This is a genomic window from Streptosporangium sp. NPDC050855 (assembly GCF_044456585.1).
Lineage (GTDB): Bacteria > Actinomycetota > Actinomycetes > Streptosporangiales > Streptosporangiaceae > Streptosporangium > Streptosporangium longisporum.
The window spans coordinates 150,033-171,648 of record NZ_JBITFY010000010.1 but is presented as its reverse complement, the minus strand read 5'-3'; the positions used below and the strand labels follow the sequence as shown (position 1 = coordinate 171,648).

27 protein-coding genes are annotated in these 21,616 nt (G+C 65.0%); all 27 read right to left on the bottom strand.

Annotation, left to right across the window (positions count from 1 at the left end; genetic code table 11):
* Positions 1-45: 45 nt before the first annotated feature.
* The 27 genes from ACIBCT_RS21310 to ACIBCT_RS21180 all read right to left on the bottom strand — a co-directional run bounded on the left by ACIBCT_RS21310 (position 46) and on the right by ACIBCT_RS21180 (position 21,608).
* Positions 46-375 carry a hypothetical protein gene (locus ACIBCT_RS21310; protein WP_399190999.1) on the bottom strand — a complete coding sequence of 110 codons (330 nt, stop codon included), beginning with the start codon at positions 373-375 and terminating at the stop codon, positions 46-48.
* 35 nt (positions 376-410) lie between these two features.
* Complete coding sequence (locus tag ACIBCT_RS21305; protein ID WP_399190997.1) at positions 411-833, bottom strand: hypothetical protein; 423 nt, start codon at positions 831-833, stop codon at positions 411-413.
* A 155-nt stretch (positions 834-988) separates the two neighbouring features.
* A complete protein-coding gene (locus tag ACIBCT_RS21300; RefSeq protein ID WP_399190995.1) occupies positions 989-1,666 on the bottom strand; it encodes a CHAP domain-containing protein in 678 nt (225 codons plus the stop codon).
* Positions 1,667-1,707: 41 nt separating this feature from the next.
* Entirely contained in the window at positions 1,708-1,893 is a 186-nt protein-coding gene (locus tag ACIBCT_RS21295; protein ID WP_399190993.1) for a hypothetical protein, read from the bottom strand.
* On the bottom strand, positions 1,886-2,227 hold the full coding sequence (locus tag ACIBCT_RS21290) for a hypothetical protein (protein WP_399190991.1): 342 nt from the start codon (positions 2,225-2,227) through the stop codon (positions 1,886-1,888). Before ACIBCT_RS21290 ends, ACIBCT_RS21295 begins: the two co-directional genes overlap by 8 nt.
* Before the next feature lie 201 nt (positions 2,228-2,428).
* Positions 2,429-2,785 carry a hypothetical protein gene (locus ACIBCT_RS21285; protein ID WP_399190989.1) on the bottom strand — a complete coding sequence of 119 codons (357 nt, stop codon included), beginning with the start codon at positions 2,783-2,785 and terminating at the stop codon, positions 2,429-2,431.
* A gap of 187 nt (positions 2,786-2,972) precedes the next feature.
* Positions 2,973-3,380, bottom strand: a complete 408-nt coding sequence (locus ACIBCT_RS21280; protein ID WP_399190987.1) for a hypothetical protein — start codon at positions 3,378-3,380, stop codon at positions 2,973-2,975.
* Entirely contained in the window at positions 3,381-5,249 is a 1,869-nt protein-coding gene (locus ACIBCT_RS21275; protein ID WP_399190985.1) for a hypothetical protein, read from the bottom strand. It lies immediately after the preceding gene.
* Between the two features lie 31 nt (positions 5,250-5,280).
* Entirely contained in the window at positions 5,281-6,360 is a 1,080-nt protein-coding gene (locus ACIBCT_RS21270) for a phage distal tail protein (RefSeq protein WP_399190983.1), read from the bottom strand.
* A 9-nt stretch (positions 6,361-6,369) separates the two neighbouring features.
* Positions 6,370-7,074 (bottom strand): hypothetical protein, encoded by a 705-nt coding sequence (locus ACIBCT_RS21265; protein ID WP_399190981.1) that lies wholly within the window; start codon positions 7,072-7,074, stop codon positions 6,370-6,372.
* 2 nt (positions 7,075-7,076) lie between these two features.
* A complete protein-coding gene (locus tag ACIBCT_RS21260) occupies positions 7,077-7,562 on the bottom strand; it encodes a hypothetical protein (RefSeq protein ID WP_399190979.1) in 486 nt (161 codons plus the stop codon).
* 62 nt (positions 7,563-7,624) lie between these two features.
* Entirely contained in the window at positions 7,625-8,089 is a 465-nt protein-coding gene (locus ACIBCT_RS21255) for a hypothetical protein (protein ID WP_399190977.1), read from the bottom strand.
* The gene (locus ACIBCT_RS21250) at positions 8,079-8,321 is read right to left on the bottom strand and encodes a hypothetical protein (RefSeq protein WP_399190975.1); all 243 of its coding nucleotides are present in this window, start codon (positions 8,319-8,321) and stop codon (positions 8,079-8,081) included. The genes ACIBCT_RS21255 and ACIBCT_RS21250 overlap by 11 nt, the downstream gene beginning before the upstream one ends.
* A gap of 76 nt (positions 8,322-8,397) precedes the next feature.
* Complete coding sequence (locus ACIBCT_RS21245; RefSeq protein ID WP_399190973.1) at positions 8,398-12,423, bottom strand: NlpC/P60 family protein; 4,026 nt, start codon at positions 12,421-12,423, stop codon at positions 8,398-8,400.
* A 27-nt stretch (positions 12,424-12,450) separates the two neighbouring features.
* A complete protein-coding gene (locus tag ACIBCT_RS21240; protein WP_399190971.1) occupies positions 12,451-12,957 on the bottom strand; it encodes a hypothetical protein in 507 nt (168 codons plus the stop codon).
* Between the two features lie 11 nt (positions 12,958-12,968).
* Entirely contained in the window at positions 12,969-13,313 is a 345-nt protein-coding gene (locus tag ACIBCT_RS21235) for a hypothetical protein (protein ID WP_399190969.1), read from the bottom strand.
* The gene (locus ACIBCT_RS21230) at positions 13,313-13,930 is read right to left on the bottom strand and encodes a hypothetical protein (RefSeq protein ID WP_399190968.1); all 618 of its coding nucleotides are present in this window, start codon (positions 13,928-13,930) and stop codon (positions 13,313-13,315) included. Before ACIBCT_RS21230 ends, ACIBCT_RS21235 begins: the two co-directional genes overlap by 1 nt.
* A 46-nt stretch (positions 13,931-13,976) precedes the next feature.
* A complete protein-coding gene (locus ACIBCT_RS21225) occupies positions 13,977-14,351 on the bottom strand; it encodes a hypothetical protein (RefSeq protein ID WP_399190966.1) in 375 nt (124 codons plus the stop codon).
* Positions 14,348-14,653 carry an HK97 gp10 family phage protein gene (locus tag ACIBCT_RS21220; RefSeq protein ID WP_399190964.1) on the bottom strand — a complete coding sequence of 102 codons (306 nt, stop codon included), beginning with the start codon at positions 14,651-14,653 and terminating at the stop codon, positions 14,348-14,350. Before ACIBCT_RS21220 ends, ACIBCT_RS21225 begins: the two co-directional genes overlap by 4 nt.
* Positions 14,654-14,664: 11 nt before the next feature.
* On the bottom strand, positions 14,665-14,988 hold the full coding sequence (locus ACIBCT_RS21215; RefSeq protein ID WP_399190962.1) for a hypothetical protein: 324 nt from the start codon (positions 14,986-14,988) through the stop codon (positions 14,665-14,667).
* Complete coding sequence (locus ACIBCT_RS21210; protein WP_399190960.1) at positions 14,985-15,959, bottom strand: glycosyltransferase family 4 protein; 975 nt, start codon at positions 15,957-15,959, stop codon at positions 14,985-14,987. Before ACIBCT_RS21210 ends, ACIBCT_RS21215 begins: the two co-directional genes overlap by 4 nt.
* Before the next feature lie 11 nt (positions 15,960-15,970).
* The gene (locus ACIBCT_RS21205) at positions 15,971-16,591 is read right to left on the bottom strand and encodes a hypothetical protein (protein WP_399190958.1); all 621 of its coding nucleotides are present in this window, start codon (positions 16,589-16,591) and stop codon (positions 15,971-15,973) included.
* Positions 16,592-16,600: 9 nt separating this feature from the next.
* Positions 16,601-17,602 carry a glycosyltransferase family 4 protein gene (locus tag ACIBCT_RS21200; RefSeq protein ID WP_399191272.1) on the bottom strand — a complete coding sequence of 334 codons (1,002 nt, stop codon included), beginning with the start codon at positions 17,600-17,602 and terminating at the stop codon, positions 16,601-16,603.
* A gap of 77 nt (positions 17,603-17,679) precedes the next feature.
* A complete protein-coding gene (locus tag ACIBCT_RS21195) occupies positions 17,680-18,615 on the bottom strand; it encodes a phage major capsid protein (RefSeq protein ID WP_399190956.1) in 936 nt (311 codons plus the stop codon).
* Positions 18,616-18,705: 90 nt separating this feature from the next.
* Positions 18,706-19,311 carry a hypothetical protein gene (locus ACIBCT_RS21190; RefSeq protein ID WP_399190954.1) on the bottom strand — a complete coding sequence of 202 codons (606 nt, stop codon included), beginning with the start codon at positions 19,309-19,311 and terminating at the stop codon, positions 18,706-18,708.
* Between the two features lie 106 nt (positions 19,312-19,417).
* The gene (locus ACIBCT_RS21185; protein WP_399190952.1) at positions 19,418-20,215 is read right to left on the bottom strand and encodes a hypothetical protein; all 798 of its coding nucleotides are present in this window, start codon (positions 20,213-20,215) and stop codon (positions 19,418-19,420) included.
* Entirely contained in the window at positions 20,202-21,608 is a 1,407-nt protein-coding gene (locus ACIBCT_RS21180) for a phage portal protein (RefSeq protein ID WP_399190950.1), read from the bottom strand. The genes ACIBCT_RS21185 and ACIBCT_RS21180 overlap by 14 nt, the downstream gene beginning before the upstream one ends.
* Positions 21,609-21,616: the final 8 nt, after the last annotated feature.

Genomic DNA, 21,616 nt, shown 5'->3' with positions numbered 1-21,616 from the left:
GGCTACCGGGCTCCCCGACAACCTCACCTCAGTTTCGCGTGATGCTTACCGCTGGGGCTCGACCGGGTTCTCGGGGTTCTCCGGGTTCGTCGGCTCCTGCGGTGCGCCCGGGTACTCGGAGTCCAGACCCTCCAGAGTGCCCACCTTCGCCTCCAGGGCGGAGAAGTCCACCTCGGGGTTGGCCGCCTTGATGTCAGCGATGTCCTGTCGGATGCCAGCCACAGCGTTGTCGATACGGACAACGATGGCGTCGAGATCAGCCTGCTTACCCATGATGATTTCTGCCTTTCGGTTGAGTTGAGACTGCGCCCGCTCGATACGGGACAGCCGGTCGAGAATGGTTTTGAGGTTGCGAAAGAGGTCCCAGAAACGCACTGGTCATCACCCCTTCGAGGCGAAGACGGAGAGACTCAAGCGGCGACGTCGTTCTGCGCCCGCACGAAGCCCGGCGCCGGGTCCGCAGCCGGGGTGACGGAGTTCGCGAGGACCAGCATCAGGACCATGTTCAGCGCGGCCACGATCGCGCCAGACGTCTCCTCGGTCAGGGGGAGGCCGAAGAACACGAAGCCGGTGATGACGGTTCGCACAGCGCCAGTGAGCGCGGTGACGACGAACGGGCGGGTCATGATCGCCTCAGCCGCGGCGAACACGCCGGAGACGATCGTCATGATCCAGCCGGCCGCCTCAGCGGTGAGACCGACGTCGGGGATCGTGACGATGACAGCCAGGACGGCGGCGATCGCTCCCAGCCAGACGACCGGTTCTCTGCCAAATATCTTCATGTGCCCCTCCTGGGGGTCGCCCGCCGGCGCGGCGGGAAGTCGGGTGCCCAAGGTGCGGGCAGCAAAAAAGCCCTGGCCGGATCGACTCAGGGCTTGGTCTGTGGAGGCTCAGGGGCCTCAGGGGGTGGGGCGGGCTCCGGCGCGGGCCACGAGGCGGCGGCACGGGTCAGGTACGGCAGCAGCAGGGAATGCAGGACGTCCACGGCTCACAGGCCGAGCAGCGCCGGCCAGGTCTTCGGCCCGACCTCGCCGTCCGGCTTCAGGTCCTCGGCCTTCTGTAGGCGCTTGACCTCAGCGACGACCTTCGGCGAGTACACGGTCGGGTCGATGGTCTTCTCGTCTAGCGTCTTCGCGTACCCGCGAGCCTTCAGCAGGAAGAACGCCGTCTTGGCGTGCTTGCCCTTCGCGCCGGGCTTGAGCAGCGGAAGCTTCTCCACCATGACCTCCGTGTCGCGCTTCTCGGTGTAGGGCGGGTTCCAGAACCCTGCGATGACGTTCGACGCTCGGACCCGGCGCTTGCACGTGTCGCCGGTGTTGCCCTCGATCGTCTGCACGCGGCCGTCTCCGAGGTTGACCTCGACGATGCCGACATGGTCGACGTAGGGGATCCCGTCGGAGCCCGCCCAGTCGAAGAACACGATCGCGCCCGGCTTCGCATACCGGCGGATGTTGGCCTCGGTGCCGGCGTACCAGAGCCCCAGCCGCTTCCCGTCTTCGGCGTGCCACACGGTGTAGGCCCTGTCGCCAGCGGGCAGCACGGCGCTGGCGTTGCCGGAGCTGTTCGCCCACTCGGTGATCGCCTGGTTGCACCAGGGCGCCATGAGGAACATCACGCCGTGGCGGGACGCGTAGGCCCGCGTGATCGCGTTCGGACGCCCGCTCATACCGAGAGCGCGGCGGGCAGCAACGAGCATCTCAGCGGCGCTCACAGGGCCTCGTTCCCGTCGCCCTCGTAGATGCCCGTCGCCGGGTTGAGCACGTAGCCCAGGCCACGTAGGACGGCCTCCTCGTCAGGCTCGGTTGCCCCCCACTCGCGGGTGTCCACGCGCTCGACGACGAGCTCAGCTTCGGACCGCTCTCCCGGGGGGAACGGGTAGGGATTTTCAGCCATGGGGATCCTCCTTGGAGAAGGCCGCCGTCGCAGATCGCCATGCCGTCCGGTAACGCAGGAAGCTCACGAGCAGACCGATGACCATGGCGTCGACCACCATCAGCGGCACGATGCTCGCGGTCGCGTCGACCCAGGAATCCATTCGCGGTATCCATCCGCGTATGGCCAGCACAACACCGACGCGGACGTAAGCGATCCAGATGGCCAGCATCAGCCCAGAGATCAGATAAGCCGGGGAACGGATAGGCCACGACGGGCGGAACTGCGCCAAAAACCACGTCATGGGGATAAGCCCCGCAACGAGGGAAGTCCACAGCAACACTGTGGTGATCACATTCAAGTTGCACCCCCAGACCCATCACGAAATAACCAGCGCGCGAAATGATTGGCCTCATTCAGCGCACGAATCCGGTCGGCCAACCCGGCGCCACGCTCACGAAACGTCTGCGCGGACTCAGCGTCCCGAGCAGCACGAGCCGCCGACTCCTCCGCAGCAGCTTCCGCTGCTGCCATCTCCTCCTGTGTGCGTGGCCTATCAGTCATCGCCGCTCCCAGGTGCCTGCAACTCTGTGAGGATCTTCTCCGCGGTCTCAGCGACGGCAATGCTGGGCAATGCGACACCGAGTGCTTGATCCACCAGAGCCCGGCGGGTCATCGAATGGCTGGCTTGCTCTTTCTCGTACAGTTTCCAGCCGCGCTCAGCGTCTTTCTCGGCCTCGGCGATCCGCTCATCCCGATCCTTCTCGGCCTGAGCGATGCGCTCGTCGCGGTCTTTACGGGCATCTTCTAGGACTGAGCGAGGGACAAGGCGTCCTGTGCCGATCAGCCACACGAAAGCGGCGAGCAGGACAGCGGCGCCGCCCTGGACAATCGGAAGCTGCGCCCACTCCAAGGTGGTCCGCCTTTCATATGTGCAGGTCGGCGGAGGGGGCCGAGGAATTAGATGGGAGTGACGCCCTCAGTGCGAAGCGCGCTGAGGAGCGCGTTTAGTTGCGCATGAACCTCCGCAACGTCCCGGCGAAGCTCCTCGTAAGGGTCGTCGGGGAACGTCAGAGCGGTACGCACAGGCACCTCCTGGGTTAGGTGAGGAGAATGCCCGCTGCGCGCAGGCTGTTGATCAGCGCGTTCAGCTGAGCCCGCACTTCGAGCACGTCAGCGCGCAGGGCGTTGTACTGCGCCATCGTCGGCGCTCCCGCGATGTTGCCCGACGTCATGTTCGCCGCAATATCTACGGGTTGCGCTTGTAGCGGCGGGATGGGCACCAAGTCGTACTCGTCGCCATCCGCAGTGAGTGCGGTGGGGCGGTTGTTCTTACTGAAGTAGTGGACACCGCTGGCCGGCGGGGTGGGCGAAGTGCGGTCAGACATGATCAGCCCATCTGAGGCTCTCCTGATCGGTGCACGCTGCTGCCCGGAGGAGAACAACTGCCCCTGCTGGCGCCGCATGGCAGCGATGTCAGCAAGAATGTCGTCGGGGTAGTCGGGCATCTACGCCTCCTCCACCGTCTCTTCGAACACGAGAGTGCATTCCTCCTGGCCCGCCCCCTTCGAGGGTGGCTTGAACGCCATACCGACGACCCGCCACGACTTTGCGAAGCTCGCGACGCCATTGACGATGGGCCACCAGGGGTTGACCAGCATGACCGTCACCCAGTCGCCGAGATTGCCCGGCCCGAACGTCGTGTTCGCGGGCAGACGCACCGTTGCCTGATGGACCCGCACCGTGCCAGCCCGGTTCGCGGCCCACCAGGTTGCGTAGCCGTTGAGAACGTCGAGGTCGGAGACACCGGAGCGATCCGCGGTGACATCGATACCGGGCCAGCCAGCATCGATGTATGCCTGAGCTAAGACGACGTTGGAGACCAGCGGCTCACTGATCGTGCTCGCGTCATCGTTGATGGATTCGCCGCGGACCTGGAACGTTGTGCCGCCCCGGAGCGCATCGATGTCCTCGCTCCACGACAGGACGTTGCCAGGTTCCATGAACTTGTGGCCCGCAGCTGGGGAGCCGATCTTTGGGTAGCCCCACACCCAGTATTTCGTTCGGGTGCCGTCGCCGTTGTCGACGACCTGGATGACCCATTCGAAGCCGGGGTCGTTGGTGGACAGCTCCGCGAGGCGCTCGCCGTAGGTGCTCGCCTCTGATGCCAGGTATTCGGCGCTGTGGGTGACGCCGGAGGTGCCGCCCTGTAGAACGAGGCCGATGTCGTACCGCGGTGTCGCCTGCATGCTGTTGAGGAGGGTGCGGGCGATGTCGATCTGATCGATGCCCTCATAGGGTCCGAGATCAGAGCGGATCTTCACCTGCGAGAGGTATGACTCCAAGGACGCGCCTTCGATACGAACTTCGATCGGCGAGTTTCGTCCCGACCGCGACACAGAGGCCCGCCAGATGACGTAGGAGCCCCAGATGACGCCATTGCGGTAGACGTGCACAACCGTGCGTCCTGGCCCCGTAGAGAGGTCATCAGGGTGGCGGGGGACGATCCGGGCAACCTTCGCCGCAGTCGCCTCGTCGGTGACGACCAGCGACGCGGAGAACGTGCCGGCCTCGATGATCCGCCGCTCGTAGCTGACGTCGTACAGGTCAAGGTCCTTGCAGATCTGATGATCAGTCAGCAGGTCAGCGAACACGTACGTGTAGTGAACGACCTGCTCACCCGAAGGGATCGCAGGAATCGTCGGAGGCGGAGACGTCGGAGGCGGCGGCTCACCACCAGGGCCACCGCTCCCAGAGGGGGGCGGCACCAGAATCGTGATGCCGTTCCAGACGTTCAACCCGAGCGACGACAGAAACTCGGCCACACCAACGGGCGCGTTGCCCGTCAGGGCACGTTCAGTGAGCACGCCCGTGGCATGCGTTCGTGACTGCAGCTCAACGAGCGAGTCATACCCAGCGGGAGTGAACCACTCGATGGACGTTGACGCGAACCGCACTCCAGCGGCCCACCGAAGTTCCAAACAGCCGATCGTCGAGGGGGTCGCGGCCGGCGTCTGAATGAAAATCGTCTGCGAAGAGCGACTGATCGTCTCAACGACCAAGCCGGTTCCAGCGCCGCTGATGGCCAGCATGACGGCGACACCGTCAGCCGTCCCACCCTGGCTGATCGTGTACGTGGACGGCTCGTTGGAGGCGATCCGCTTCCAGATCTTCGTGCCGGCCCAGTTGCCTGCCGATCCGCCCGCGGTTTCGGCGACCTGCCAGCCGCCGGAGATCTGCATGTCGTCGAGGGATCCGTTGTCCGCTGAGTGGATCAGCAGCAGCAGGTCCCCGTTGGTCGTGAGCAGAGGCCGACTGATGACCGACGATGACCCGTTGAACACGCGCTCGGATACAGATCGGATCTCGGGAGCCACGTCGGCCTCCTTTCAGAGGTCGATGCGGCGATCAGAGGTAGGAACTTCGGAACTGCAGCTCAATGCCGCCAAGGCCGCCGGAGGAGACGCTGTAGCTGATGGTGTTCGTGCCTGCGGCGAGCACCCATTCCTCAATGGGCACTGACAGGGAGGAGAGCGTGTCCATGGCGTCTTCGCCGTCGATCAGGACCGTGCCGGCGTTGGTGTCGATGTCCAGGAGCTGGCCGTCGTTGAGGCTGACGAGGAACCGCAGGATGCGCCCCATGCTGACGTTGGTGATGACGGGGTTTGCGACGGGCCCGAACACCTTGATGCGAGGCGAGGTGGCCACGTCACCGTCGTTGATGCAGGTGTCGGTGCTGCCGGCATCAACGGTGACGGACTCCTGCTGCAGGTCATACCTTCGAGGGTCTGAACACGTCCACCGCACTGATACCGCGGTCCAGCGCTGCCCGTACAGGCCGGCAGGCATGACGCGGGCTTGGGCCTTTGCGCGGGCGAGGAGAGTCTCTCCGAGGGTGCGGATCGTCAGCGTCTGCTCACTGCCGTCCTCGCTGACTCCGAAGGCGCGGCGAAAGTTCCGCATGGCCAGCACCCACGCGGTGGAATCCTGCGGCCCGTCGATCCCGATCGTCGCGGACACTTCACGCTGCTGCGCGTAATCCCGGCCCGTCCACGAGCCGTGCCGAGCCGACCGGGGCGCGTTGCCCGAGTCAAGTTCCGGCAGGTCGTCCCAGCCCTCAACGCCGGGCTCCAGGATCTGGTAGACGTTGCCGGGCCCTCCGAGTAGGAGCCGCCCCCACTCGATCTGGAAGTTTCCAGTGATGAGTTCGCCGGCGAGGATCGGCGTGGTGATGGTGAGCTCAGGAAACTCGGCGGCGGTCTCAAAGACCGGCAGGATGAATCCTGCGTCCTTGTGGACGACCAGGGGCGGGAACTCCGCTGCCGTCTCGAATGCGCTGAGCGGGACGGTGATACCCGGAGTGAAGATGTCCAGCGGCGGGAACTCCGCTGCCGTCTCGAACACTGGCAGCGGAGGGTGTGCGTCGTAGTTGCGGGGCTGCCGGACGATGATCGGCCGGTTCGGTTGACCTCGTCCGATGCGAGCCACAAGTCCCCCTTACCAGCGTGAGGAACGGTTGACCGCTTGAGAGACGATCACAGGGGGTCGCGGCGGCTGGTCAGGCAGGGACGCGACATCAACTGTGAAGCCGTGACGGTTGCCTACACCGACGCTGGCAGTGAAGTTCTGGACACCTGTGGCGGCTGAGGAGGTGAGCTGTTTGGTCGCCAAGCAGGCGGTGGTGTTGTTGCCCTGCAGATCCGCCTGCTTGGTGTAGGTGGCCGGCGCCGTCCAGGTGACCGCTTCGAAGTCTGGGTTGCCGGCGGCCCACCGTAGCTCCAGGTCATCGGATCCTGTAGGAGTGGACGATGGAGTGGCCACCGTGACTTCGAAACCTGCATCGCTACCGGCTTGGGCGACTACGGGGGTGACGGTGGTGTCAGCCCCCATGATCGCGACGATCGCCACACATCCTGTACCTGTGGAATTTTCCGTGAACCCGTAGTTCGCCGGCTCGCTCGCCCCAGCGATTTTCCACCAGAGTTTGGTCTTCATGTCGTAGCCGGTACCGGAGTTACGGGTGCCCAACGACAGCCAGGTGGCACCCCCCGTCGGGGTCCCCATCTGAGCGAGCGTCCCCTGGTCCATGGAGTGGAAGGCCAGGAGTAGATCACCTTGTGCCGTTCCGGTGGGTTTGGTGACGTTGAACGACCCGACGCTGTTGGGCTTTGCCGTGGTGATTGCCCGCACGGTGGCTGTCACCGCTAGGTCCTCTCAAACCACAGGCCGCCCCGCACATCCACACCCGCCGGAGCGGTACAACGAAGCGCGAACCCCTCCCCCAGGGCGGAGTCCGGCCCTTCAGCCAGAGCCCAGTCATATAGAACGAGGCCGCCGTTGGGGGTGAGGAAGAACTCCTCCAGGACAGTGAGGACCGTCGGCTCGTTGCTGGCGTTCCACGCCTTCGCCCCGGTGAAGCCCGTACCCGCCAGGCGCCCGTACGCCTGGCGCACGGTCACAGAGGTGGATTGGGTGCCGGGTGCATTGGTGGCGAACGTCGCCGCGCAGAGCTCAATCAGCACCGGTACCGCGCTCGCTGAGGTCCCGTTGAATCCGACGCGGATCTTGCGCAGGTCCACGCCGTGGTTGGCTGTGGTGGCGCCGCTTTTGACACCGAGAATCGTGCGGGGCGTGCCTGCGGTCAGGGTGACGGCGCCCTCAGTAGTGATCGAGTAGCCAGACTTGGCCATGGATGCTCTCCTCGGGGCATGAAAAAAGCCCCACCGGTGGTGAGGCATCAGGGGTGGTCGGGTTAGGAGGTCGCGCCGAGGAGGTTCTGTCGCCAAGCACCATCAGCATGGAACGTAATTTCGAATAGTCCATCCTGAGTTGAGTAGCTTTGCCCGAATCGCCGGAAAAGCACGCATCTGTCCGATAGTCCCGGCGCGTAGATCAAGCCCCCCTCAGCGTCGGTGATGGTCGAGTCGGCCCAGCTCGCCGGGTCGAACTTCCACCCCGTCTTGCCAGTCGACGCAAGCTCAGCGAACGACACGACCGCGAGGGTTGTGCCTCCGGCCGTGTAGCCGGTGCCGTCGACCTCTGCGGTGTCCCAAGGAGCCACCCCGTAGGCGGGGTTCGTCTGGCTGAAGTCCGGCACGACACTGTTGGTGTACATGGCGATCTTGAAGGCGCTGGCAGCTGATAGATCCAGCGCAATCGTGTTCGTCAACGCCTTGACGAACGTGTCGACGAACAGAGCGTCGCGGTCAATGGCCATCAGCGCCTCGCAATCCCAGGTTGATGCGCACGTCGCGGCGCCCGTCGCTGTGCTCGGTGGTGTCGTGGCCTAACTGGTCGCGGGTGCGCTGCCACTTCACGCCGTCGCCCCGTGCGCCTTGCATGCGCTGGTCGCGGGTGGCGTGAGACCACCCCTCAGGGCGGGCCTGGATGTTCTTGTCCCGCAGATACGCCCCATAGGACGGCCATCGGGACGGGTCGTATTCGGGCACGCCGAAGCCGCCTCCTATCGGGTGGGAAAAGCGAGTGGCTCAACCGCGGACGACCACATGACCGTCCGCGGTTGCTCTACCGGCCGCCGCGAGCACGAACTCCTGTGCCGAGGATGAACCGCAGGTCCTTCGCGATCCCATACGGCGACTGCTCCGGGGTGGCGTGGAAGTTCTCCACGTTCAGCAGTGCCCCGTCGCCACCGCGCGCTCCGCCCTGCTGGACCGCCTTCCACTGCTGATCAGTGAGAACAGGTTCGGGCCGGCCGGTGCCGTTGTAGACGAGGCTCTCCCCTGGCGGCAGGTAGCCGCCGGAGTCGTAGACCGGTCGGCCGATCAGCTGAGCTCCTCGCGCCGCGACTTCGCGGACGTTCGCTCCGGTGAACGGCGCCTCAATGATCTTGTTTGCGCTGCTGTACATCCATACATGACCCGGATGCGGGAACCCCAAATCGCCAGGTGATGGCTTCGCAACAGGCTTGACCCACTGCATCTGGTCCTGACTGACCCGCGGCACGCCCTTCGCCCCAGCAGCTTGCAAGGCGCGCATGACCAGGCCAGAGCAGTCGAAGGAATCCGGCCCCGTCGCACCCCACTGGTAGGGCTTGCCGAGCTGCGCCCGAGCGAACGCGATTGCCTTGCCTGCCCCCGGCCCGCCGGCCGCATCTTCCTTCGCACCAAGGAAGTTGACGACGCCACCGATGAGCGCCTTGGGAATCCCGACGAGCATCTGAGCCCATGGGCTGTCCCCCATCGCCGACGAAGCCTTGGCAAGCAGCGGGTTAAGGAGAGTCTCCGCCCCGACCCTGATACCGCCGGCCAAAATGTCAGCGATGTCACCGACGATGCCTCCACCGGCGAACGCGCCGGCGAATCCTGCTCCGGGGTCTCCAGCGACGCCGAGGAACCTCGCAACTCCACCAACACCACCCTTACGAGCGGCCTTGTTGGCGCTGTGCACGTAGTCCTCGCCGACGGCTTTCGTCCACTCGGGCCGCATGATGGCCTCGCCACCGGACACGGCCGCCATGCCGACGTCACGACCTGGCGTATACCCGGGGTAGATGCCACCCTTCGCAAACGCGATCGGCGCCAGCTCAGGCAGTTTGAGGGCCTTCGCGACGGCGTTCCAAACCTTGACGATGCCGCCGTTGTAGACCGTATCGACGATGAACTGGACCGGCTTGCGAGCGATCTCCTTCAATCCGTTCCAGAAGCCTTCAATGAGGCCGACACCCTTTTTGAAGCCATTCGGAATGTCTTCAGTGACGAATTTCCACAGCGCGGTAAGCGCGGGCTTGATGACGTTTTCCCACGCGGCCTTGATGACCTCGCCGAACTTCGCAAAGACCGGCTTGACGATGTTTTCATACAGCCAGCTAATTTTAGGTGCGAGAGTCTCGGTGATGAAAGACCACAGCGCTTTAAGAGCAGGCTGAATGACGACTGTCCATGCCGTCTTGATCGCAGTGCCGACCTTCTCAAAGACTGGCTTGATGACGTTCTCGAACAACCACAGCACCTTCGGTGCGAGCACGGTGGTGATGAAGTTCCACAGTGCTTGCAGAGCTGGCTTGATGACCGTGTTCCAGGCTGTCGTGACGACCGTTGCGATGCCCGTCCACGCGGGGACGATCACGTTGCGCCACAGCCAGGTGATCGCTGGAGCCAGCACGTTGACGGCGAAAGCTCGTAGTGCCTCCAGCGCCGGCTTGATGACGGTTTCCCAAGCCCACGTCACTGCAGCGCTGATGCCTTGGAAGGCAGCATCAACGACAGCTTTGAACTCAGGGAACGCGTGATAGGCCGCGATAACGGCGCCGACGACGAGTCCGATCGCGGCGACGATCAACCCGATCGGGTTGGCCGCCAGCACGATATTCAGGACTCGCTGAGCAATGGCCCACAACTTCAGGGCGACGACGACCGCGCCGATAGCGACGGCGATACCTCGGATCGTTGCCGGGTCCAGGGTGGAGATAATCTGGAAAATCCCGGAGATCGTAGCCAGGACAGCAGAGCCCAGCGGAGCCAGCGAAGAAACAACGTTCTTCACTGCGGCAACCAGATTCGCGAAGATCGTCTGAATGGTGGGCCAGTTCGCTCGGACATAGCCGATGAACGCCTTGAACCCCTCCGACTTGCCGAGGTTGGCCCCCCAGCGTGCGAACGCCGCTGTGACCTTCTCAAGCCCGCCAACGATCGTCCCCGTGAAGGGGAGGAACGCCTGAACGATGCCAGCGATGCCCTTGATGATGTTGCCGAACGACTTACCCAACCCGCCGATCGCAGTAGGCGCTTGCTTCGTCAGATCCTTGAAGAAGGTCGTCCAGAACTTCCCGCCAAGAGCCTTCGACGCGGCCTTCTCCAGCTCGACCAGAGCACCTGCACTGCCCTTGATCAGCGGAGTCAGTGGCGTGAACAGCTTTTGGATCACGTCAAGACCACCGGTGATCACCGGTAGAACTGCGGGGCCCAGTTCCTTTTGGAAAGCCTCGTAGGCGGCTTTGAACGCCTTGATCTGCTTGGCTGCGATCGCTTCGGCTGGCGACAGCTTCGCAGTCTTCGCGCCGGCCTTCGCTGCCGCCGCAGAGGCAGCTGCCGCGGCTCGCTTAGCAGCCTCCGCCTGCCGTTTCGCCTGGTCTTTAGCCTGCTCGCGACGAATCTTGTCTTGTAGCTCGGCGATCTTCTGCTGGCGCTTCTGCTGCTCCAGGGCCCGCTTGGCGTCGTCGACGCGCTCTTCGGCGTCCTTGACCCCTTTCCGCGCCTCAGCAACCCGCTTGGCTGCTTCTTCGCCAGCCTTGCCTGCTTCGGCATACGCCTGGGCAAGCTGCCGCTCCTGTTCAATGACCCGCTCGTTCGCCGCGGCAATGGCTTCTTTGGCGGCGACGACCTGGTCATTGCCTTCGATGCCCTTGGCCTGCTCCTCGGCGAGGTTCGCCTGCTCGGCCGCGAGCTCTTCGATGCGGAGCTTGACGCGCTCGTAGGCGATCTCAGCGCGCTCGATGTCTTCCGGGTCGCCCTTCTTTCGGGCAGCGACGAGCTCAGCCTCGGCGTCCTTGACATCAAGTGCGGCTTCCCGCTGGTCAAGAGCATTGCCCTTGGCGCGCTGCGCCATGGACTGCAGGTCCTTGATCGCCTGCTTCCGCGCCTTGTTCAGGTTCTCTTGCGCCTTGAGGGCTCCGCGCTGAGCATCAGCGAGAGACCTCTCCGCCTGAGCCGAACGCTGAGCAGCGGACACCTGCGCCTGAGCCGCCGCAGCGACCGCCGAGCTCAGCCGCTTCTTCGCGTCCGCTACACCTTCGACGGCGTCCTTGACCCTGTCCTGCGCGGACCGCATCTGATCAGCGGCATTCGCTGCCTGTAGCTGCTTGATCTGCGCCTGAGCAGCCTCGACGGCGAGGTTCCGGGTCGCGCCCGCAGCGGCGGTGAGGCCGGACGCGGCCCCTGTCGCTGCTTTTTCCTGCTCCTTCAGTGCATCGTTGATCCTGCTCAAGCTCGGCCCGGCCACCGCCGCAACCCCAACCAGCCCAGCACCAGCTGCAGCGAACACTCCGCCGAGCGCACCAGCCCCCAGAGCAGCTGTAGCTGCCAGGGGGACAGCGGCCAGCGCCGCAGTCACCAGACCAATCGCCGCCAGGGCACCAGCGACGTCCACGTCCACGCGTGCGTTCGCGGTACGCCCGTCCAAACGAGCGATCTCCGCATCAACTGTTACGAGCTGCCCGAGCGCACCGCCGGTGTCGGCGTCGACCTGCACGTTGGCCGTACGTCCATCGACTCGCTGAGCCTCAGCCGCAACAGCCGCCAAGCCGGCGGACGCCGCAGACGTGTCGGCGTCCACCCGCACCCGCGCGGACTGCCCGCCGAGCGCTGCCAATTGGCTACGTAGACGGGCGACCTCACCGGTTGCCGCCGACGTGTCCAACCCGGCCTGAAGGCGAATGTCCTTCAGCTGCGACTGGATGCCCTGCTGAAGCTGCTGGCCGATCTCATGGCCGAGCTTGGGAATCCCCGGCATGATCTGCCGCTTCAGGTCCGCACTGAAGGTCTTCGCGCTCGGAACGACCGGGACGACGACTTCGCCAGCCTGGAACTCCGCCACACCCCACCACCAATCGCACGTTGTGGGTTAGGCAGGAGGTAGGCGCGCGGCCTTCACGGGTTCACTGGCACGCCAGGAGCCGGAGAGAGATCCACCGTTGATGCGCCGCCATACGGCTTCCTGTTGCTCCGGGGTGAGCTGGCGCCGGGCTGTTTTGCCCTTGGGTTTCACGCCTGGGCGAGGAACGGGGTCAGGCGCCTTCGACTTCTTGCTGCCATTAGCGGCGGCGGTGATATGAACCAGCCAGCGGACAGAGTCGATGAGTGAGGCGGTCAGCATCTCCAGTTGTGACCACTGCCCTTGCGACGGGTCGCCGCCTTTAGTCGCCTGCTTGATCTCCGCGTCGCTCATCTTGTTCCGCATGGCTGTCTTGGTCGCGGACTCGGGCGGCAGGTGGCGAATCAGGTTCGCCACCAGCCGCCACGTCAGCTTTGCCTCGCCGCCGCCCGGCCTCCACAGGTCGCGCAAGTCGGTGCGGTGGCAGTGCATCCACAGGTCGGCCTCGATCGCGTCGTAATGCTCTGCGACGAGCACGACGAGGCCGGCTATTCCCCCCGGGTGAGACCCTGGTAATGCTTCGTGGATGCCTCGATGAGGGCGCTCAGGTCCTCCGTGGAGACGTTCGGAATCTTGCAGAAGCGCTCGTAGTCGTCGCCAAGGAGTTCGGCGACGAACTTGCGGAAATCACCGCTGTCGCTACCCAGGTCCGTCGCGACCTGCCAGTCAGCGTCTCCGGGGGGCTTCATGGTGAAGAACTCGCCGTCGATATCGAACACGAACGGCTGAGCAGCTGCTTCGCGTTTCCGGTCTCGTAGGGAAAACAGAGAGACCGGGGCGCCGTCCTGCGTGATGACCTTCGACGCCGAAGGGGTTCGCTTCGCGGGAGGCATCAGGACAGGTGCTCCTCAACCTCAGGCGCCATGTACGAGTGGTAGACGAGGACTCCGTTGGAGTCCGGGTAGGTCGAGATGGTCCACTCGTAGCCGGCGATCTCACCCTGGGCGTAGGTCACGTCGCTGCGTTCGGTGATCTCGGCCTCGGGGACGTAAAACCTCTCCCAGACGGTGCCGTCGTAGACGTCGAACAGCCACGCGCGCCGGTCGGGGGTGGGGGTGGCCGTCTCGGAGAACGTGACGATGCCGTCCACGTCCGGGACCAGGTCAGCCACAGGGATCCGGTTGTGCAAGCTACGGACGATGGGACGGTTGGTCTCCCACGCCGTCAGGCTGAAGGTCCGCACGCTGGACGTCGTCACCGTCCGGAACGGCGACACCTGACCCCACGGAGTGAACGACTCGCTGTCCTCCTCGACACCGTTGGTGAGACCGTCGTCAGAGATGGCGCCGATCGCGAGCCACGCACCAGTCGGCGCGGCCTCCTTGTTGACAGGCTGAGCAGTACCGAGCGGCGCGCACCACGCGCCGCCGTTGCTGCCGACGACCGAAAGATCGGCGGCCCTGATGATGTTGACCATGGTGAGCTCCTTCAAGCCGCTGGTCGTGGGCATGCAAAACCCCCGGCCATGGCGGCTCGGGGGCTGGATAGAGGAAAGGTCAGGCGGGATGGACGACGAACCTGTAGCTGGCCTCGTAGCGGCGCATGCCGGGGTTGTCGTACGGCACCCGATGAGGGCCGGTGGAGGTCTCTACGCGGGAGATCACGGCGCCGACCGGTGCGTGGCTCGCGAACTCCTCATGCAGCCGGTACTGGATCTGTGAGGCAAGGGCGAATGCTGCCGGGCCGGACGCGGCGAACACCGCGACGTCCACGGTTGGCTGATCCCGGCGGAATCCGTCGTAGCCCCCGCCAGTGCGGACAACCTGCACCCAAGGCAACTGGCTATCCAGGTCAGATGGCGTTTCGGTGGATGCAGAGACGTCCACGCTGGCCTCTAACCAGGCGATGAGGACCGCTTCAATGTCGATCACTCGTCACCCGCAGCCTTACCCATCACCCGGTAACGCGGAGTACGGGAGGTCCCCCACTCCACGTACGGGGCGTTTGGCGCGTAGTTGATGACCTTGGATACGGCTCGCGATTTCGCCCCTTCGCGGGCACCAGTTTCGACGCGGAAGGAATCCGCATAGCGGCCACTGTCTTGCGGAGCGAGGGACTTAGCTTTGTCCTTGACCTGCTCAGCCCGCGTCTCCATTTCCCGCTGCATCTGAGCGGAGCGAAGCATCTCGCCGATCCCCTTGTAGTTGCTGCGGAAGCGTGCACGAGGAGGCACCAGACACCTCCTCAGCCAGTCACACGAGTCAGTCGGGCCTCGACGCCAGCGCGGGTAGGGGTGAAGGGCGAGTTCCACACGGAGGGGATGCCGTTGATCTCGTAGACCAGGCCACGCACCTTGACGCGCTCGTACGCGGTGAGGTTGGTGTCAGGCGGGAAGAGGATCGTGAGTTGCTCGCTCGTCTGGTCTTGGCCCTGGATGTTCTCGGTGCTGCCGGTCGGCCAGACCACACACCCCGAGATGCTGGCCTCGCCCCAGGTCCATGTCTTGTTGCCGTGAGAGTCCCGCGGCCCAGCGGTGCGGCGCAGGACAGTGACGACCTCGCCCCTCACCCGAGGGCCTCGATCGCCTTGCACCACCGCGCCAGATCCGCCGCCGGGTCGAGCTGTGCGGACCGCTGTAGCGCCGCTGCGGACGCCGTCTCGTACGCGGCTGGATCGTCGAGGCGCTCAACTGCCGCCTGCCAGCCGTCCAAGTCGTCCTTGCGGACGAACGTGCCGGCCTTGCCAAGCGACTCCCGGAGCCCTGGTGTTGGGGTAGCGATCACCGGGATGCCGGAGGCCATAGCCTCCGCTCCGACCCGGCCCCACGACTCGTACTCGGACGGCATAAGCAGGATCCGCGTCCGGCCGTAGACGAGCTTGGCCATCTCAGGACCGGGGACGTTATCGACGACCTCGACGTTGGGGAGGTCTCTGACGTCCTGCTCGCCGTAAGATCCGCGGACCGCGAGGAACTTCCGGCCAGGCATGCGCTCGGCGAGCTGCCAGAACACGTCGCTGCCCTTGTTGACGAACAAGTTGATCAACGTGATGCAGTTGCCGGGGCTCGCGGCGTAGTCAGCAGCAACAACCGGCGGCCGGACGATGACCTCCCGCTCAGGACGGGCCAGCTTCGGATGCTCCGCGAAGTACTCCCCCGCGGCTGCCGCCATCCATTGCGAGTTGTAGACCGCGAGCGCCGTCGTCCCGGATCCGATCTGCTTGAACGTCGCCGGGAACGTGTTGTGGCACAGCACGACAAGCGGCCGACCCCAGCCGCGAGCCGCAGCCGCAGCCGACGGCACGTTCTCCAAGTGGGAGATGACCACGCCAGCTGTGCGCGTCTCCTTGCCGAAGTCCCGGCGGAGGGCCGGCGGGATGACCTGCACCCCGTCCAGGTCGAAAGCTTCCCGCGGCCCGGGAGCCTCGGAAAGGTGGACCTCGACCTGATGCCCGCGAGCAGCGAGGGCTCGTAGGAGGTTGTGTGCGGCCCACTCGGCGCCGGCGTTGTGATGCGGCGGATAAGCGTGCAGTTTCGCCAAGATCCTCATCATCACCCCACCCGCACAGAGATCATGCCTACGGTCCGCCGATAACGGCTGAGCGCCTTGCGCTCCGCCTCGGTCATGACGATCGACAACCCCAGGCCCGGCGTGTCGATGCGGTAGCTGTACGGGCCGATCGTTTCCGACGTGATACCGCCAGCGATGGCCGGCGAGGTGAGGGTCCGCAGCGCCATGCCGCACACCACCATGACGACGTCCGCTGGGACTTCGGCGTAGCCGTGGGAGTAGGTGACCCGGAAAGTGCCGGGGTAGCCCTCGTCTTCGTCCCACCAGATCTCCGGCAGGTTGATGACGAAGTTGCCCTCGCCGATCCGGATCTTGTCGAGGCCGTCCCACCAGTAGTCGACGACTCCGATGTCCGGGGTGCCGTTGATGCCGATCGCGGTCACGGACGTGATGCCGATGACGGGTCTTTGCGGTAGGACGATCATTCCGGCCTGCGCTCGCAACGTCACGGTGGACGTCGAGGTACCGAAGTCCTGGCCGGTGTAGGAACGGACCATCGTGGACGCGTCGGAGAGCAGCGCCTCCAGTCGAGCGCCTTCGTCGCACGTTAGGTCTCGGCCGAGGCGTGCTGCGAGGTCAGCTTTGGTCGCTAGGGGAGCCATATCGCCTCCTCAGAGCCTTGCGAGAGCGCGGAGACGGCCCCGCTGGGCAGCGAGAGCCTCGATGGCGTCACACCAGCGGGTGAGGTCTTCGGCAGGGTCGAGTTCTGCTGCTCGCGCGATAGCCCGCTTGGAGGCGGCGCCGTAGGCGCGAGGAGCGAGGAGACGCCGGATTTCCTTCTCCCACCCGTCGAGGTCATTGCGATCAACGAACACGCCTGCGTCGCCGAGGGACTCCTGAAGGCCCGGCGTGGGGTGCGCGATGACCGGGATACCGGACACCATGCCCTCCACCCCCACCCGACCCCACGACTCGTAATCGGATGGCATGAGCAGGAGTTTCGTGCGGGCATACACCTCGTCCCGCATCCGATCGCCGGGCAAGTTCGACAGCACTTCGACGTTCGGTAGGTCGCGAATGTCCTGGTCGCCGTAACCGCCGGTCACCGCGAGGAATTCCACGTCGGGCATGCGTTCCGCGAGCCGCCAGAACGTCTCCGAGCCCTTCGGCTTGAACAAGTTGATCAATGTGACGCGGTCGCCATGCTTGGTCCGGTACTCGTCGGCCAGCACCGGCGGATGAATCACGACCGAGTTCGGGCGTGGAGTGTTTACCGAGTTCAGCCACGTCTCGAAATCGGTGCGCATCCACTGCGAGTTGTAGACCGCGAGCGAGCACGGCCCCTTTCGGAGCCAGTTCTTCGTCTGCGGGAACGTGTTGTGCAGCACATGCACCACCGGGATGCCGCGCATCTGGCCGATCATCGACGCACGCTGGGTGTTCTCCAGGTGTGTGATGATCGCGTCCGCCCGGTCGGTGTAATCGAACGGATCGTGCTTGCTACGGAACGGGTGAACCCGCACCCCGTCCAGCTCATACGAGCCGCCGGCCACCGGGTTGGACAGGACCACGTCCACCTCGTGGTCGCGCTCTACCAGAGCGCGCAGCATCGTGTGGACCATCCACTCCGCCCCAGCATTGTGCGCTGGCGGGTAGGCATGAAGCATCGCCATCAGGCGCACAACGTCTCCCTGGGGGTTGATGCCATGCGGGAGCCCGGGAGTAGTCGGACTCCCGCACAGCAGAGAGGTTAGGAACCGGCGGTCGCGGCCTGCAGCGTGCCGAACGGGTACCGGCTCGCACTGGTGGCGTTGAGCGTGGTGATCGGGTTGCTGGTCGCGTAAGCCAGCCGCATGGTGACTCGAAGCGCCACCGAGTCCTGCTGCATCAGGTTCAGGACGACCGCGCCGTTCGCGTCGCTGATGACGCCCTGGTCGAACATCTTCCAGGTGATGTCCTGTCGCAGCCCGATCACAGCCTTCGACCAGTCGCCGGCGATCATCTCCGCTTCGCTGGCGTCCCAGGCGCCGTTGATGACCTCCGACAGCGGGTAGCCGTACAGGTTGCCCGCGCTGACAGCGTCATGCATGTTCGACTGGTAGATCGGGACGCCGTTGTCGTCCCTCATCCCAGCCAGCCGCCACTTCAGGCCGGGCCTCGACGCGAAGCCGTTGATCGCGAAGCCGTCCATGGCGACCTTCTCGCCGAGCAGCGTGACGTCCTCGGCGAGGTCACGGCCCGTGCCGGCGACCACGGTGTTGCCGGCCGCGACGGTGGACGGGTAGATGGCCGCGGGCCACGACGCGGGCTTGTCGGTCCCGAACAGAGCGGCAGCGTCGATCTTGGCTCCGAATGCTTCCACGATTCTCGGCCTGATTTCGTCCCAGATCGGCACCTGGGCGTCGTCGAGATACGCCTCGGGGATCGGGATGATGACCGCGAGCTCCTCGGCGACCAGCGAAACGTTCTTCCAGTCGACGCTCGACGTCTGCTTCATCCCGGTATCGCCCGAAACCCAGTAGGCCATCGGCAGCACATCGAGGACGGGCTGCCTCTGAGTTTTGGTGCTCATCCTCACCTGGCCAGCCCGCTGGAGCATGAACGACTTGGTCGGCATCTCCTGGAGGATCTGCGAGGAAACCGGAGTCGGGATCAGCGGGTCGTCGGAGCCGTCGCGGGTGGTCATGGAGTTATAGGTAGGCACGGGGATCTCGCTTTCAGACATGCAGCGGCGCCGGGCCCCGTGCGAGGAATCCGGTAGCTGCGGGATAAGTGGTTAGCGGCCGAGGAAGCGGCGGAACGCCTCGTTGACGTCCTCGGGCGCGTAGTCAGCAGGAAGAGCGCCAGGTGTCAGCGACTCAACAGGCCGGGTCCGGACGGGGTAGGAGTGCTCCTCCTCGTCCTTCTCAGAGGCAGCCGGAGGGGGCATCGCCGCGAGGCGCCGCTCCAACTCAGCTTCCAGTTCGCGACTGAGCTCCTGAGCTGCCTCGTTGATCTCGTCCTCGTTGCTGCCGCCGAGTCGATCCAGCAGAGACGTCGGGATGTTGTACGCCGCGGCGGCCATCAACTTGGCCCGCCCGATCTCGGCAGCAACGGCCCGCTGCTCGGCAGCGGCCAGACGATCTGCGATCCTCTGCTGCTCCGACTTCTGTGACTCTTCGAACTCGGCGTACTTCCGAGCTGCCTCGGCGTTCGCCTTGGCTGTCTGCTCGTGCTTCCTCGCCATAGCGCGCCACTTCGAGACTTCCGCTTCCCAGTCCTTCGCCTTGTCAGGCTCGTCCCGAGACTCAGAGTCCGCAGGTGGCTCCATGGACTCCGAAGGGTCCGGCTCGATGCCGGTGGGCTCTTCGGTGACCTCTGGCTCAGTCGCGGTTTCGGACATGGATGGGTCTCCCGTGTCGGGTAAGCGCTCGCCGTGTCGGCGGGCGAAAGGGGACATGCGAAAGCGCCGGGCCTGCCATGTCGGCTGGTCCGGTCAGGGAAAAAGATCAGGAGGAGGGTTGATCGCGGGGCTCTACACCTGGCGGGAGAGACGCGGCACGGCCTTCCCACCACTGCCGCCACACCTTGCGCGCCTCGTCGCCGCCGGTACCGGCGGTAACGCGCTTCCAGGTGTCGAACAACTCGTCCGCTTTGTGAAGCAGCGGGGAATCGGCATCGAAGATCGGGACGGCTTGGCAACCATCGTGATCGTGGTACTTCGCTCCGCCGTACCGGCTATCACCAGCGGTTTCGGCGGACTCATACACGGCGCCGCGGGAAATCAGCATCGCGCACCATGAGCACGGGTCGCCGTCCCCGATGCGAGCCCAGCCGAGCGCGTCCTCGTCATCGTGAGAGGTGGCTTCCATGACATCCCGGCCGCCCTCAAGCGCAAGCCTGGTCGCGGTACCAGAGATCGTGACCGCCATCCGGTCCCGCGCCTGCGCTGGCGTCGCACCAAGTCTCAAGGACTTCCGCATCACCGCCATGCCGGCGCTGTCCAGAGCCTCGGTCAACTGCTCCTGGGTGAGGGTCCGCGGCTCGGCCATCACGACCTCACCGGAGACACCCGCTGCGGTACGGAGTTGTCGGTAGTACGGGCCTGCGAGGCTCGCAGAGCGCTCCCGGCTGGTCATGACCATGGCAGCGAGCGCCATCTGTACACCCGGCCACGACTCCTCGGGCTGCTCCAGGTTGAACAGCAACCGGAGGAGCTTCACAACGTCGCGGACGAGGCTGGACGACACCACCCGCTGCTGTGCCTGGTAACGGGCAGCGGCGCGCTGCTGCTCAAGGTCTGACATTCCCACCAGCCGAGTCCGGAGGCTGCGGCGGCGCTTCGAGAGCGTCAGCTTCGGCCTTCTGCTTGTCGACGATCGCGTTCAACTGAGCTTCCGCATCAGCCTTCGCCGCAGTGGCCTTCCACCTGGTGACATCCGTCTGCGTCACACCGGGAATGCGCTCCCAGAGCTCTTGCGCGGGCACGTCGAGCATCTGCTTCAGCTTCCCAAGCGCATCTACTGTCGACGCCAGAGCGCGGGCTTCAGTGTCGCGCCATACGACCTGCGCGGCCATGTCGGACCAGCCCCGCTTGTCGCCGGCCGCGCGAGATGCCAGACGCAAGGTCTGCTCATGCGACTCACCGAAGCCAGACTTCCGCTCGGTGATCTTCCGCTGCAGGCCGCTCTCCGCTGCAGCGAGCGCTTCCGCCGACAGGTTGCTCATCTGACCGAGCAGATGGTGGGGCGGCGTCTGGGAGACGGTCGCGATATGCCGGATCGTCTCCTCGGCGCTCTTTAAGTAGCCGCCCAAGTCCGTCTGGCCGAACTCACCGAACTTGGTGTCTGAGTCCTCGGCCATCCACAAGCGGCTCACCGACGCGTTGAACGGCTGCATCGGGTTGCCGTTCTCATCGAAAGGTGGCGCCATGCCCGTGACCCAACGCTGCCTGAAAGCGGCGTACTGCTGGGCCATCATCAGGCCAAACGTCGTCGAATTCAGCTGATCTTGCATCTCGAACAGAGGCTCAATCTCGCCGCGGATGCAGTCGTCGCCGTCCAAGTCATCGCCGTTGACGTACCTCACGACAGGGCACACGCCAAGGTTGTGCGCTTCGGTCTTGACGAGCCGCAACTTCCCGCCCGGCTTGACCTCCGCCTCCAGCACGTACCGGTTGACGTCGTCATACAGACGAATCGACCTGATCTGCTCCTTCACGCCGTTGTGAATCGCCTCTTCGATGGCGTACAGCGGCCACTCATCGTCGATCGGGTCCTCGTAGAACGCCGTCATGCGCCGCGGCGACTTCGGGAGAATCACCGGCACAGGCTTGCCTGGCATGACCACCGTGTAGCCCACCCCGTACTTCAGGGCGGCCCGATGTACCCCGTGCTGGCGGGCATCCATACGGTTGGCCTGCCAAAACTCCCACGCCGCCGCGTTCTCATCCCCGCCGGCGGCCCGATACCCATCGACGTACAGCGCCTGCGCAACCACCGTGACCACAAGGGGCAAGACATTCACCCGGGCACGCTTGATCAGCCACTTGTACTCCTGCCGGGCCCCCTTCGGCACGTACACGCTGGACGCTTCGCCCCGCATGTACGCCGAGATCTTCTTCAGCCTCGGCTGCTCCTGCTCGCGCATCTGCAGCAGCCGCCGCGAGGTGTCGATGACATCCGACTCGGAGAGGGCCACAAGCACCC

What these genes read in the sequence shown, in the direction of transcription:
- ACIBCT_RS21300 (WP_399190995.1), bottom strand. Translation starts at nt 1,666, where the DNA reads ATGAGCGGGCGTCCGAACGCGATCACGCGGGCCTACGCGTCCCGCCAC.
- ACIBCT_RS21295 (WP_399190993.1), bottom strand. Translation starts at nt 1,893, where the DNA reads ATGGCTGAAAATCCCTACCCGTTCCCCCCGGGAGAGCGGTCCGAAGCT.
- ACIBCT_RS21280 (WP_399190987.1), bottom strand. Translation starts at nt 3,380, where the DNA reads ATGCCCGACTACCCCGACGACATTCTTGCTGACATCGCTGCCATGCGG.
- ACIBCT_RS21260 (WP_399190979.1), bottom strand. Translation starts at nt 7,562, where the DNA reads ATGGCCAAGTCTGGCTACTCGATCACTACTGAGGGCGCCGTCACCCTG.
- ACIBCT_RS21255 (WP_399190977.1), bottom strand. Translation starts at nt 8,089, where the DNA reads ATGGCCATTGACCGCGACGCTCTGTTCGTCGACACGTTCGTCAAGGCG.
- ACIBCT_RS21235 (WP_399190969.1), bottom strand. Translation starts at nt 13,313, where the DNA reads ATGCCTCCCGCGAAGCGAACCCCTTCGGCGTCGAAGGTCATCACGCAG.
- ACIBCT_RS21230 (WP_399190968.1), bottom strand. Translation starts at nt 13,930, where the DNA reads ATGCCCACGACCAGCGGCTTGAAGGAGCTCACCATGGTCAACATCATC.
- ACIBCT_RS21205 (WP_399190958.1), bottom strand. Translation starts at nt 16,591, where the DNA reads ATGGCTCCCCTAGCGACCAAAGCTGACCTCGCAGCACGCCTCGGCCGA.
- ACIBCT_RS21200 (WP_399191272.1), bottom strand. Translation starts at nt 17,602, where the DNA reads ATGGCGATGCTTCATGCCTACCCGCCAGCGCACAATGCTGGGGCGGAG.
- ACIBCT_RS21195 (WP_399190956.1), bottom strand. Translation starts at nt 18,615, where the DNA reads ATGACCACCCGCGACGGCTCCGACGACCCGCTGATCCCGACTCCGGTT.
- ACIBCT_RS21190 (WP_399190954.1), bottom strand. Translation starts at nt 19,311, where the DNA reads ATGTCCGAAACCGCGACTGAGCCAGAGGTCACCGAAGAGCCCACCGGC.
- ACIBCT_RS21185 (WP_399190952.1), bottom strand. Translation starts at nt 20,215, where the DNA reads ATGTCAGACCTTGAGCAGCAGCGCGCCGCTGCCCGTTACCAGGCACAG.